The 12,839-nt window shown below is 67.3% G+C and carries 11 protein-coding genes; 5 read left to right on the top strand and 6 right to left on the bottom strand.

What is annotated here, in order from left to right; translation table 11 throughout:
* Position 1 precedes the first annotated feature (1 nt).
* A complete protein-coding gene (locus tag CS1GBM4_RS18975; RefSeq protein WP_186420310.1) occupies positions 2-520 on the top strand; it encodes a hypothetical protein in 519 nt (172 codons plus the stop codon).
* On the opposite strand, the gene CS1GBM4_RS18970 is transcribed toward CS1GBM4_RS18975, so the two are convergent.
* From CS1GBM4_RS18970 to CS1GBM4_RS18950, 5 genes are all read right to left on the bottom strand, one after another.
* Positions 514-1,230, bottom strand: a complete 717-nt coding sequence (locus CS1GBM4_RS18970; RefSeq protein WP_186420309.1) for an SDR family NAD(P)-dependent oxidoreductase — start codon at positions 1,228-1,230, stop codon at positions 514-516. The two genes, CS1GBM4_RS18975 and CS1GBM4_RS18970, sit on opposite strands and share 7 nt — an antisense overlap.
* Positions 1,227-2,195, bottom strand: coding sequence for a transaldolase (tal, locus tag CS1GBM4_RS18965; protein ID WP_186420308.1), 969 nt, complete (start codon positions 2,193-2,195; stop codon positions 1,227-1,229). Before tal ends, CS1GBM4_RS18970 begins: the two co-directional genes overlap by 4 nt.
* Positions 2,196-2,413: 218 nt before the next feature.
* Positions 2,414-3,250 carry a carbohydrate ABC transporter permease gene (locus tag CS1GBM4_RS18960; protein ID WP_186420307.1) on the bottom strand — a complete coding sequence of 279 codons (837 nt, stop codon included), beginning with the start codon at positions 3,248-3,250 and terminating at the stop codon, positions 2,414-2,416.
* Positions 3,250-4,047, bottom strand: coding sequence for a sugar ABC transporter permease (locus CS1GBM4_RS18955; RefSeq protein WP_348522337.1), 798 nt, complete (start codon positions 4,045-4,047; stop codon positions 3,250-3,252). The genes CS1GBM4_RS18960 and CS1GBM4_RS18955 overlap by 1 nt, the downstream gene beginning before the upstream one ends.
* A gap of 234 nt (positions 4,048-4,281) precedes the next feature.
* Positions 4,282-5,664 carry an ABC transporter substrate-binding protein gene (locus CS1GBM4_RS18950; RefSeq protein ID WP_186420305.1) on the bottom strand — a complete coding sequence of 461 codons (1,383 nt, stop codon included), beginning with the start codon at positions 5,662-5,664 and terminating at the stop codon, positions 4,282-4,284.
* Positions 5,665-5,967: 303 nt separating this feature from the next.
* On the opposite strand from CS1GBM4_RS18950, the gene CS1GBM4_RS18945 reads away from it, so the two are divergent.
* The 3 genes from CS1GBM4_RS18945 (at position 5,968) to CS1GBM4_RS18935 (ending at position 10,259) form a co-directional block, all read left to right on the top strand.
* Positions 5,968-6,954 (top strand): ABC transporter substrate-binding protein, encoded by a 987-nt coding sequence (locus CS1GBM4_RS18945; RefSeq protein WP_186420304.1) that lies wholly within the window; start codon positions 5,968-5,970, stop codon positions 6,952-6,954.
* 31 nt (positions 6,955-6,985) lie between these two features.
* Entirely contained in the window at positions 6,986-8,731 is a 1,746-nt protein-coding gene (locus CS1GBM4_RS18940; protein WP_186420303.1) for an iron ABC transporter permease, read from the top strand.
* A gap of 223 nt (positions 8,732-8,954) precedes the next feature.
* Positions 8,955-10,259 carry a diguanylate cyclase gene (locus CS1GBM4_RS18935; RefSeq protein WP_186420302.1) on the top strand — a complete coding sequence of 435 codons (1,305 nt, stop codon included), beginning with the start codon at positions 8,955-8,957 and terminating at the stop codon, positions 10,257-10,259.
* Positions 10,260-10,273: 14 nt separating this feature from the next.
* On the opposite strand, the gene CS1GBM4_RS18930 is transcribed toward CS1GBM4_RS18935, so the two are convergent.
* Positions 10,274-11,212 carry a LysR family transcriptional regulator gene (locus CS1GBM4_RS18930; protein ID WP_244607304.1) on the bottom strand — a complete coding sequence of 313 codons (939 nt, stop codon included), beginning with the start codon at positions 11,210-11,212 and terminating at the stop codon, positions 10,274-10,276.
* 121 nt (positions 11,213-11,333) lie between these two features.
* Between CS1GBM4_RS18930 and CS1GBM4_RS18925 the strand changes: the two genes are divergently transcribed.
* Positions 11,334-12,830 carry a CoA-acylating methylmalonate-semialdehyde dehydrogenase gene (locus CS1GBM4_RS18925; RefSeq protein ID WP_186420300.1) on the top strand — a complete coding sequence of 499 codons (1,497 nt, stop codon included), beginning with the start codon at positions 11,334-11,336 and terminating at the stop codon, positions 12,828-12,830.
* Positions 12,831-12,839: the final 9 nt, after the last annotated feature.

Below are 12,839 nucleotides of genomic sequence, written 5' to 3'. Positions count from 1 at the left end.
GATGACGCGACGGATGATCCTGGCGACGGGCCTGGCCGCCGGCATCGGGATTGCGATGGCACCGCAGGCCCGGGCCGCCGGCTTCTTCGACGACCTGACGCAGGCGATATTCGGCAGTCCGAGGCCACCCGCCGCGATCGGCGCGCCGGACGGGCCGGCGATCAAGCCGAAGCCGCAGAAGGCACGCCCCGCCAGTCCGAAGCCGGCGGAACCCGCGGTCAAGCTCGACCCGGCGAGCGACGCCTACTGGTATCTGCGCGACCCGACCCTGCGGAAAGGCGACATCGTCGTCACCCGCAGCGGAGTCGTCGTCTTCAACGGTCAGCGTTCGTCGGACCATCTGACCAGCGACTTCGCAGCACTCGAAGACACGAAGCGGCTGCCGAAGGCCCAGCGCGAGACGCTCGAAACGGCGGCTGCCCGCGGGCGGGCCTATTTCACCCCCTCCGCCACGGCCCCTGTCGTTCCGCCCGCGCTGGAGACGAAGGCAGATTTGCGGGCCGCGGCGCAGCCTCAGTAGGTCGCGCGGCCGCCGGACAGGTCGAAGACGGCGCCGGTCGAGAAGCTGCATGTCTCGCTGGCGAGCCAGGCGACCAGTTCGGCGAGCTCGTCGACCGTGCCGAGCCGCTTCAGCGGACTCTTGGCGATCATGGTCGCGACGGTCTCCTCGCTCATTTGCCGCAGCAATTCGGTTTCGATCGCCGCCGGCGCCACCGCGTTGACCAGGACGCCGGTGCCGGCGAGTTCCTTGCCATGGGCCTTGGTCAGCGCGATCACGCCGGCCTTGGCGGCGCTGTAGGCCGAGAGGGTCGGCGTGCCCTCCTTGCCGGCGAGCGAGGCGATGTTGACGATGCGGCCCCGCCCGCGCGGCACCATCGCCGCCGCGACGGCGCGCGAGCAGAGGAAGGTGCCGGTCAGATTGACCGCCTGGACTCTCTGCCATTGCGCCAGCGGCGTCTCGGCCACGGTCGTCGAGGGACCGGTCAGCCCGGCATTGTTGACGAGGATCGCGACAGGTCCGTGCTCGCGCTCGGTGCGCTCGAGCGCGGCGGCGACCTGCGCCTCGTCCGTGACGTCGCAGGCGACGAAGGCGTGGCCGCCACCGCCATCCGCCAGGTCCCACACCACCGGGACGACGCCGTCCCGCGCCAGGCGCTCGCAGACGGCGCGGCCGATGCCCCCGGCGCCGCCGGTGACGACGGCGATCTGCGCTGCGGCTGCCGGGCTCACGCCGCCTTGGCCGAGTCGAGCTTGGCCGCGACGAGCTTGCGCAGGCTGCGCAGGTCCTTGACGAAGCCGCGAATGCCCTCGGCGAGCTTCTCGGTCGCCATCGCGTCCTCGTTCATGGCGAAGCGGAAAGCCTTTTCATCGAGGTCGAGCTTCGCCGGGACCCGGTCGGAAGTCTCCGGCGAGAGCTTGCGCGGCAGCTCGCCGGTCGCGCCGGCGAGTTCATCCAGCAGGCCGGGGCCGATGGTCAGCCGGTCGCAGCCGGCGAGCGCCTCGATCTCGCCGGTATTGCGGAAGGAGGCGCCCATCACCACCGTGTCGATGCCGTGGGCCTTGTAGTAGCTGTAGATCGTCCGCACCGAGACGACGCCCGGATCGGTCTCGGCCGTGTAGGGTCCGCCGCCGGCCTTGACGTGCCAGTCGAGGATGCGGCCGACGAAGGGCGAGATCAGGAACGCCCCGGCATCGGCGGCCGCGACCGCCTGCGGCAGGGCGAAAAGCAGCGTCAGGTTGCAGTCGATGCCTTCCTGCTGCAGCACGCGCGCCGCCTGCAGGCCTTCCCAGGTCGAGGCGATCTTGATGAGGATGCGCTCACGCTCGACGCCGCGCTCCCTGTAGGCGGCGATGATGGCGCGTGCCTTCGCGATGCTGGCGGCGGTGTCGAAGGAGAGATCGGCGTCGACCTCGGTCGAGACCCGGCCGGGCACGATCCTGGCGAGTTCCGCGCCGAAGGTGACGGCGAGCCGGTCGCACACCGCCTCGACCACGCCGGCGCCGCCCTGCCGCCGGCCCCAGGCGATCGCCTCCTCGACCAGCGCGGCATAGGCCGGCGTCTCCACCGCCTTGAGCAGCAGCGTCGGATTGGTGGTGCAGTCGACCGGCTTCAGGCGGCGCACGGCCTCGATGTCGCCGGTATCGGCGACGACGGTGGTCATGGCGCGGAGCTGATCGAGCTTTGAGGCGGTCATCACGTCATCCGTCAGGGTTGTTGCGGCGTTCGCCGCCAATATGAGGGCTGCCAGCCGTCATTGCGAGCTTTTGTGAACCACCCGCTTCGTCATTCCGGACAAGCCGCGAGAGCGGCGCAGCTCCGGAACCCATCGTAGTCGCCCAGAGCCCCATGATGGATGCCGCCGCAGCGCTTCGCTGCGGCCGGAATGACGGCGCAGGTGTAGAGCAAAAGACGTCAGCTCTTCACCGCCCCCGAGGTCAGGCCCGAGACCATGTTGTTGCGGAAGCCGTAATAAATCACCGCCGGCGGGATGGCGTAGATCAGCCCGGCCGTCATCAGCAGGTTCCAGGGCGCGTCGTCGGCCGAGAGGAAGAGGCCGAGGCCGACCGCGAGTGGCAGCGCCTGCTCGCTCGAGAGCAGCAGGAAGGCGTAGAGATATTCGTTCCAGGCGAGGAGCAGCGCGTAGATGCCGATCACCACCATCGAAGGCTTCATCAGCGGCAGGTAGACCAGCCGGAAGAGCTGGAGCGAGGTCGCCCCGTCCATGATCGCGGCCTCGTCGAGCTCCCTGGGCAGCTTGTCCGAGGCCTGCTTCAGCACCCAGATGGCATAGGGCGAGGCCAGCGCCACCATGGCGAGGATCAGCGCCGTGCGGGTGTTGAGCAGCCCGAAGGTGCCCATGGCCTTGTACATGGGAATGGCGAGGAAGGCGGCCGGGATCAGATAGGTCGCCAGGGCGAAGTTCATGATGGTGCGGCCGCCGGGCGCCCGCAGCCGCGAGATGGCGAAGGCGGCGCAGGTCGCGACGAACAGGGTGATCAGCCCGGTCGCGATCGCGATGAGGAAGCTGTTAAACAGCTGCAGCCAGAAATTGTTGAGGTAGTAGTGCTGCTGGTTGAAGACGATCTGGAAGTTCTGCAGCGTCGGCTTGTCGGGCCAGAGCTTGCCGGCCAGCATGGATTCCTGGTTGGAGATCGACAGCACGAAGAGATGGTAGATCGGCAGCAGGGTCCAGATCAGGACCGGAATGGCGATCAGGATGAGCTTGCCCTCGTCGAGAACTCTCTTCATCACTCGGCTCCCTTCGACAGACGCTTCACCATGAACCACACCATGGGCAGGATCAGCGGCATCGCGACGATGATCGAGGCGATGCCGAGGTCGAGATTGTTGTTGCGCATGTAGCGGATGCCGAGCGTCGCCAGCACGTGGTTGAGATCGCCCGGGCCGCCGCCGGTGAGCAGGTAGACACTGTTGAAGTCGCCGAGTGTCCAGATCATCGAGAGCAGGGTCGAGGTGACGTAGAGCGTCGCCAGCGAGGGCCAGGTGATGAAGCGGAACTGCTGCCATTTGTTGGCGCCGTCGACGCTGGCGGCCTCGTAGAGATCCTGCGCAATGGCGAGCCGGCCGGTGACGAGGATCAGGGTCCAGAACGGCAGCGACTTCCAGATATGGACGAAGATCGAGCAGATGAAGGCGAGCGTCGGATCGGTCAGCCAGCCCGGCCCTTCCATGATGCCGAACCATTGGAAGAGCTGCGAATTGACCATGCCGGTCTCGGGGTTGAGCATCACCCGGAAGGACAGGATGGTCGGGATCGACGGCACCGCCCAGGGCAGGATGAACAGCACCAGGACGATGCGCACCCAGGCCCGCTGCGCCACGAAGAAGCCCGACAGGAACAGCGCGATCAGGAACTTCAGGTTCACCGCGACGAAGAGGAAGATGACGGTGTTGACTACCGTCCGGAAGAAGATCGGGTCGGTGAAGAGAGCCCGGTAGGACTGCCAGTTCAGGCCGATCCAGAGCCCGTAGGCGACGGGATAGACCACCATCACCGCGAAGACGAGGATATAGGGCGCGAGCATGACCACGCCCCAGAAGGCGCGATCGCGCGCCTGTCCGGATGTCGTCGCGCTCGCGGGCGGCGCCGGGGCTGCCATCGTTGCGGCGGTCATCTTCTTGTCTCCCTCAGAGAATGCCCGCCCGGGGGCGAGCGGCGCGTATTCGGCGCCGTCGCCTTCCACCGGTCGAGACAGGCCGGCATCCCGCGGCGCCGGGCGCCGCGGGATGCCGTCTTCAGTCGGTCGAAGCCGCCGGTCTCAGCCGGCGATCTGCTTGATGCGGACGATCATCTCGTCGACCGCCTGCTCGGGCGCGACCTTGTCGACCAGCACACGGTTGACGGCCTTGGCCCAGACGTTTTCGGCGTTCACGGCCGTGAACTTGTAGTTATAGACGAACTGGAACGGGATCGTGCCCGAGCTGAACTGCTTGTAGACCAGCGCGCGGTGCGGATCCTTGCCATCCGTCCAGAACGGGCTGGCGAGGCCGGACTTCGTCGTCGGCAGCCAGCGCCCGAGCGAGCCCTCGACGAAGGGTCGCAGGTTCTCGTCCTTCATCATGAAGGCCATGAACTCCTTGCCGCGCTTCTTGTTCTTGCCGTCGGCGAAGACGACCGCGGTCTTCACCGCCGCCAGGTTCGGCAGCGGCTTGCCGTCGGGCTTGTCCGGGAACTGGGTGGTGCGGATGTTGTCGAGATAGTTCTTCTTCGCCTGCTCGCGCTGCTCCGGTGTCAGCGCCTGGTTGTTCATGTCGTCGAGATGCTTGGAGGCGATCGAGATGGTCGCGTTGTGCGTCATCGCGATGGTGCGGTTGTGGAAGGCGACGTTGTTGTCCGGGTCGAGCCAGTTGACCGAGGAGGGCGGCGTGCAGCCGCGCGAGGAGATGCTGGCGTAGTCCTTCACCGCCGCGACCATCGCCGCCTTGTTCTTGGGGTCGTCGAGCACGATCTTGCCGCTCTCGTCGACGACCTTGGCGTCATGCGCGTTGGCGAAGGTCAGGAAGCTGTAGAAGGTGTCGGAGGCGGCGACGCCGAGCGGATGGCCGACCGCATAGATCCGCTTGCCCTTAGCGCGCAGCCCGCCCTGGACCTTGTCGCACCAGAAGTCCCAGTAGCCGTTCCAGCTCTTCGGGATGTCGCTCTCCTTGAAGCCGGCCTCCTCCAGCATGTCCTTCCAGTAGGTGATGTGCATCATCTGCTGCTGGACCGGGAAGGCGTAGTAGGACTTCTTCTTCGTCTTGTCGTTCATCAGATAGGTGGTGACGAGCGCGTCCGGCAGGATGTCGCCCTTCAGCGGCTCGATCACGTCGGTGACGTCCTCGAGCTTGCCCTCGAAAGCCCACTGGCCGGTGGTGCGGAAATCATAGGTGGTGCAGAAGCCGACATCCGGCGGCGTCCCGGCCTGAACGGCGCCGACCGATTTGGTGACGCAGTCCTCGGTCGAGTAGAGGGAGAGGTCGACCTTGACGCCGGTCGCCTTCTGGAATTTGTCGACGACGGCGAGCAGCGCATCGTCCTCGCCCTTGTAGAAGCCCTTGGTGAACCAGACCGTCACCGTCTCCTGGGCGAGCGCCGCTCCCGACCAGCCGGCCGCGATCGCGGCCAAGGCTGCGCCGGCAGCCAGAGAACGCACCGATTTCATGGAAACCTCCCATTTAAAACGTTTAGATTGAGCTTTTTTACCCCGCTCTTCATAAACCCTAGCCGAAAAGGACTGCAACAAACAAGCGCGGGCGATGGGTGAATTTCGTGCACGGCTCCCAGGCGGCCGCTGTCGCAGGACCTCGGCGGCGCATGCGAATCGGCTTTGACGGCGCCGCCCCGCCGCGTCAAAGAGGGGCTGTCATGGATGTGTCATCGGCGCAGCTTACCCGGCACGCAGGTTTCATGTCCCCGACGTCGACGCGGCCCAGCCGGCCTCGCGGCGGACCAACCGGAGTTTCTCATGCGCGCCCTCGCAGTCACCGCCGCTCTCGCGCTCGGCCTGGCCCTGCCGGCGATCGACGCCGCCGGCGCCGTCGAAGGCAAGCTCGTGCTCTACACCAGCCAGCCCAACACCGACGCGCAGCAGACGATCGACGCCTTCAAGGCGAAGCACCCGAAGGTCGAGATCAGCTTCGTGCGCGACGGCACGCCGCGCGTGATGGCCAAGCTCCGGGCGGAGATCGAAGCGGGCGCCCCGCAGGCCGACGTGCTGCTGATCGCCGACGCCGTGACCATGGAAGGGCTGAAGAAGGAAGGTCGCCTCCTGGCCCACGAGAAGGCCGACATCTCGGCCTTTCCGGCCGGCGTGCACGATCCGGCGAAGATGTGGTTCGCCACCAAGCTGATCACCACCGGCATCGTCTACAACACCAGGGCGACGCTGAAGCCGCAGAGCTGGCTCGACCTCGCCAAGCCCGAGGTCAGGAATCAACTCGCGATGCCGAGCCCGCTGAATTCGGGCGCGGCGATGATCCACACGATCACGCTGACCGGAAACCTGCCGGGCGGCTGGGGCTTCTACGAGGAGCTGAAGAAGAACGGCACGCTCGCCGCCGGCGCCAATGGCGACATCCTGCGCCAGGTCGCCACCGGCGAGAAGCTCTACGGCATGATCGTCGACTTCATGCCGATCCGCGAGAAGGCCAAGGGCGCGCCGGTCGAGTTCGTCTTTCCGGCCGAGGGCGTCTCGGCGGTGAGCGAGCCGGTCGCGATCCTGAAAGGCACGAAGAACCCCGAGGCCGCCAAGGCCTTCGTCGACTTCCTGATCTCGAGGGACGGGCAGGAACTCGCACTGAAGCAGGGCTATGTCTCGGCCCATCCGGATGTCGCGCTGCCGGCCGGCTACCCGGCGCGCGGCGCGATCAAGCTGATGCCGTTCGACGCAGCCAAGGCGCTCGCCGACGAGCCGGCGGCGCGCAAGCGCTTCAGCGCGATCTTCGAAGGCTGACGTCAGGCGGCGAGGCCCGGGCACCGACGCGATGACGCTCGCCGCATCCGCAGAGCACCGGCAGGTCGGCTTCCGGCCGGCGCTGCCCGGCCTGACCTTGCCGACGGGGCTCACCCTGCCGGTCCTCGTGCTGCTCTGCGCGAGCCTGTTCGGCGCCCTGCCCTTCCTGCGGCTGCTCGCCGCCGCCTTCGCACCCGGCTGGCGCTTCGCCCCCGAGAGCGCCCTGGCCGAGATCACCAGCCGCGCGGCGGTCACGGCGACGCTACACACCCTCGAGACGGCCGGGCTCTCGGCGCTCGCCGCGCTGCTGATCGGCGGATCGGCGGCGATCCTGCTCGCCGTCACCGACCTGCGCGGCAAGCGGCCGCTCGCCTTCGCGCTGGTGTTCTCGATGATGATCGCGCCGCAGGTGGCGGCGCTCGCCTTCCTCAGCCTGTTCGCGCCGAACTCGGCCCTGCTCGGCATGCTCGGGCTCGCGCCGGCCCCCGGGACGCCCAACCCGCTGCTCGGGCGCGGCGGCATCGTCCTGGTGATGGCCCTGCACCACGCACCGCTGGTCGCGATCACGCTCTGGACCGGCCTGCGCAGCGTGCCGCACGCGCTGGTCGAGGCGGCGCAGATGGAGGGGGCGGCACCGTCGTCCATCGTCGGGCGCATCCTGCTGCCGCTGCTGCGGCCGCAGATCATCGCCGCGGCCCTGCTCGCCTTCGTCGCCGGCATCGGCAATTTCGGCATTCCCGCCCTGCTCGGCCTGCCGGTGAACTATCTCACCCTGCCGACGCTGATCTATCGCCGGCTGTCGAGCTTCGGCCCGGCCGGCCTGCCCGATGCGGCCGCGCTCTCGCTGCTGGTCGCGCTCGTCGCCAGCCTCGGCATCGCGGCCGGGCTCCTCGCGACACGGCGCAGCGGCGGCAAGGTCGAGATCGAGCGGCCGCTGCAGCCGTTCTGGCAGCTCGGCCGTGCTCGTGCCCCCGTCGCCGCGGGTCTTTGGCTGCTGATCGCGCTCAAGCTCGGCCTGCCGCTCCTGGCGCTGATCGGCGAGGCCCTGACGCCGGCTCTCGGCGTGGCGCTGAGCTGGCAGAGCCTCACCCTCGACAAGTTCGCCGAGGTTCTGCTGCGCCAGGATGTGACGGTGCGCGCCTTCCGCAACTCCTTCCTCTTCGCCGGCTCGGCCGCGGTGCTGCTGGCGCTGATCTCCATCGCGTTCGCCTATGGGCTCGAGCGCCGGATGGGCAGGCTGCGGCGCGTCGTCGAGATCGTGATCGAACTGCCCTACGCGCTGCCCGGCGTCGTCCTCGCCATCGCCTGCATCCTGATGTTCCTGAAGCCGCTACCGCTGATCGGCGTGAGCATCTACGCGACGCCGTTCATCATCCTCTTCGCCTATGTCGCCCGCTTCCTGCCGCTGGCGCTGAAGGCCCCGGTCGCGGCGATGGCGCAGATCGAGGCGCATCACGAGGAGGCGGCCAAGCTCGACGGGGTCAGCCTCTGGCAGATGCTGCGCTTCATCGTCGCGCCGATCCTGGCGCCCGCCGCCATGGTCAGCGGGCTGATGGTCTTCCTCGTCGCCTTCAACGAACTCACGGTTTCGGCCCTGCTCTGGTCCTCGGGCACGGAGACGCTCGGCGTCGTGCTGTTCAGCCTGAAGGAGGCCGGGCTCGCCGGCGAGGCCGCGGCGGTCGCCGTCAGCGCCTGCGCGGTCATCCTCGTCGTCATGCTCGGGATCGATGCGCTGGGCCGTAAGCTGCCGGCCAATATCCTGCCCTGGCGCATCTGAACGCATCGTCGCGGCGCGAGCAGCCCAGCCGCGGCGTTCTAGAGACCGCTTTACCGATCAGATTGATCCAACCTGACCGGATCCGGCTCTAAGCAGGCATGGTTAAGCTCAATTTAACGTTACGGCAGGATGGTTGCCACATTGAGTTCGCCCCTCGACCGCGAGGCAGGACTCGAAACCAGCCGCACGCCCCGCCGGCGCCGATCAGGGACTTGTGAGCCCAATGGCCTTTCGTGCAATCGACCGCCGCCAGAGCGAGCCTGTTTCCGAGCCGCAGAAGATCCTCGTCGTCGAGGATTCGCGGACCTATGCACTAGCCCTGTCGCGCCGCCTCGAAGCCGAGATTCGCCTGCCCATCGTCGTCTGCCAGTCGCTCAACGAGTTGCACGAGGTCGTCACCGAGGATCGCGCCGCCTTCACCATGGCGGTCGTCGACCTGAACCTGCCCGACGCCCCGCGCGGCGAGGCGATCGACTTCACCATCCAGCGCCACATCCCGACCATCGTCCATACGGCCAGTTTCGATATGGAGACGCGCAACCGCATCATGGAGCGCGACGTCATCGACTATGTGCCGAAAGACAGCGCCTTCGCGCTCGAAACGGTGGTCGGAACGGTCAAGCGCGCCCTGGCCAACCGGCTGACGCGCATTCTCGTCGTCGACGACACCGCAGCGACCCGAAAGCTGCTGGCCCATATGCTGAAGGTGCAGCAATACAGGGTGATCGAAGCGGATTCCGGGGCCGAGGCGCTGTCGCAGCTGCAGGCGGATCCCGCCATCCGTCTGGTGGTGAGCGATTACTACATGCCGGATATCGACGGATACGAGCTGACGCGCCGGATCCGCCGACAGTTCGCCTCCGACCGGCTGCGCCTGATCGGCATCTCGTCGTCGAGCGACCGCATGGTCTCGGTCGGCTTCCTCAAGGCCGGGGCGAACGACTTCATCTCGATGCCGTTCATTCCGGAAGAGCTGCAATGCCGGATCGCGAGCAATGTCGAGACGCTGGAGCAGATCGAGCAGCTTCACAGTCTCGCCGCCCGCGACGCGCTGACGGGCCTGTTCAACCGGCGCCATTTCTTCGAGCATGCCGGCAAGCTGATCGAGGAAGCCCAGGCCAAGAACCTGAAGAGCGCCGTCGCGATCCTCGACATCGACGACTTCAAGCAGCTGAACGACAGCTACGGCCACGATTTCGGCGACCAGGCCCTAGCCAAGGTGGCGCGCTACCTGGCCCAGTCGGTCGAGGGAAGCGGCCATCTGCTCGCCAGGATCGGCGGCGAGGAATTCGCCATCCTGTTCCCGGGCCTGAACGCCAAGGCCGCGCTGCGCCTCAGCGATCATATTCGGCTCGACATCTCGCATGAGACATTGCTGGTCGAGGATCGGCCGGTCACGCTGACGGTTTCGATCGGCGTCGCCGAGATCGACGGGACCGGCAAGCTCGACCAGCATCTCATCGCGGCCGACCGCGCGCTCTATGCGGCCAAGCACAACGGGCGCAACTGCGTGCACGTGGCCTCGTAAGGCCGTCGCCGCCGTCAATCGGCCGCCACGACCGCCCGACCCGCCCCCGCCATCGCCTCGCCCATCAGCAGGGCACGATTGGCCTTCGACTCGCGCACGATGAAGTCGACGACGGCGCGCACCCGGGCGACGTCCTTGAGATCGGCGTGGACGAGCAGCCAGAAGGAGCGGGTGATCGAGACGCTCTCGGCCAGGACCGGAACGAGCCGCGGCTCGTCGACGGCCATGAAATGATGGATCACGCCGATCCCGGCGCCCGCGGCCACGGCGTTCATCTGCGCCAGCACGCTCGAGCTCTGGATCTGCGCCCGCAGACCCTTGGCGACCTCGTCGAGATAGTCGAGCTCGGGGGTGAAGATCAGATCGTCGATATAGCCGACGATGCGGTGGGCGAAGAGATCCTCCGCCGCCGCGATCGGCGGCATCGCGTCGAGATAGTCCTGCGAAGCGTAAAGACCGAGCCGGTAGTCGCAGAGCTTGCGGGCGACGACCTTGCCCTCCTTCGGCGGGGCGAGCGTGATCGCGACGTCGGCCTCGCGCTTCGACAGCGAGAGCAGGCGCGGCATGGCGATGAGCTGGAGCTCCAGCCCCGGATAGGCCTTGGCGAAGCCGGCGAAGCGCGGGGCCAGGAAGGTCGAGCCGAAACCGTCCGGCGCGCCGATCCGGACGGTGCCCGACAGCGCCATGTCGGCGCCGCCGATCTCGCTCTGGATGGCGAGGGCCTCGGTCTCCATGCTCTCGGCCTTGGCGAGGAGCTGCTCGCCATGGCCGGTCAGCGCATAGCCCTGCGGGCGGCGCTCGAACAGCTTGGCCTTGAGCGATTCCTCCAGCGAGGTGATGCGGCGCGAGACCGTGGCGTGATCCGCCCCCAACCGGCGCGCTGCGGCCGTGAGACGGCCCGAACGGGCGACGGCGAGGAAGAAGCGCAGATCGTCCCAGTCGAACCGTTCCACGGCGCTCCTCCCATATCTGTGTTTTCGCACGACCTTGGCCGATAACCGCCTATAGCCGTGCGCAAACGATAATGATAGGGGTAGGGCCAATCCGCGGCACACGACTTTAGGGGAGGACGCCATGCGTCAGATCGGTCACTTCATCGGCGGCAAGCACGTCGCCGGCACCTCCGGCCGCACGGCCGACGTCTATCAGCCGATGGACGGCTCGGTGATCGCGAAGGTGGCGCTCGCCTCGCAGAAGGAGCTGCGCGCCGCGGTCGAGAACGCGCTCGAAGCCCAGCCGAAATGGGCAGCGGTCAACCCGCAGCGCCGCGCCCGCGTGCTGATGAAGTTCCTCGACCTGATCGCGCAGAACAACGACGAGCTCGCCGAACTGCTCGCCCGCGAGCACGGCAAGACCATCCCCGACGCCAAGGGCGACATCCAGCGCGGCGTCGAGGTCGTCGAATTCTCGCTCGGCGTGCCCAATCTGATGAAGGGCGAGTTCACCGACGGCGCCGGCCCGGGCATCGACATCTATTCGCTGCGCCAGCCGCTCGGCGTCGTCGCCGGCATCACCCCGTTCAACTTCCCGGCGATGATCCCGCTGTGGAAGCTCGGCCCCGCCATCGCCTGCGGCAACGCCTTCATCCTGAAGCCGTCGGAGCGCGATCCCGGCGTGCCGATGCGCCTCGCCGAGCTGTTCATCGAGGCCGGCGGCCCTCCCGGCATCCTCAACGTCGTCAACGGCGACAAGGAAGCGGTCGACGCCATCCTCGACGACCACGACATCAAGGCGGTCGGCTTCGTCGGCTCGACCCCGATCGCCGAGTACATCTACGCCCGCGGCTGCGCGGCGGGTAAGCGCGTGCAGTGCTTCGGCGGCGCCAAGAACCACATGATCATCATGCCCGACGCCGACATGGACCAGGCCGTCGACGCGCTGATCGGCGCCGGCTACGGCTCGGCCGGCGAGCGCTGCATGGCGATCTCGGTCGCGGTCCCGGTCGGCAAGGCCACCGCCGACGAGCTGGTGAAGCGGCTCATCCCGCGCGTCGAAAGCCTGAAGATCGGCCCCTCGACCGACGCCAGCGCCGATTACGGACCGGTCGTCACCAAGGCGGCGATGGAGAAGATCAAGAACTATGTCGACATCGGCGTCCAGGAAGGCGCCAAGCTCGTGGTCGACGGCCGCGACTTCAGGATGCAGGGCTACGAGAACGGCTTCTATGTCGGCGGCTGCCTGTTCGACCACGTCACGCCGGAGATGCGCATCTACAAGGAGGAAATCTTCGGGCCGGTCCTCTCGGTGCTGCGCGCCGACAGCTACGACCAGGCGCTGAAGCTGACCAACGACCACGAATACGGCAACGGCACCGCGATCTTCACCCGCGATGGCGACGCGGCGCGCGACTTCGCCTCCAAGGTCCAGGTCGGCATGGTCGGTATCAACGTGCCGATCCCGGTGCCGCTGGCCTACTACACCTTCGGCGGCTGGAAGCGTTCCTCCTTCGGCGATCTCAACCAGCACGGCCCGGATTCGATCCGCTTCTACACCAAGACCAAGACGGTGACGGCGCGCTGGCCCTCGGGCATCAAGGACGGCGCCAGCTTCGTCATCCCGACCATGGGTTGAGCCGACAGC

The organism is Allobosea sp. CS1GBMeth4 (assembly GCF_900185715.1).
Classification (GTDB): Bacteria; Pseudomonadota; Alphaproteobacteria; order Rhizobiales; family Beijerinckiaceae; genus Allobosea.
This window is presented reverse-complemented; position numbering and strand designations above follow the sequence as displayed.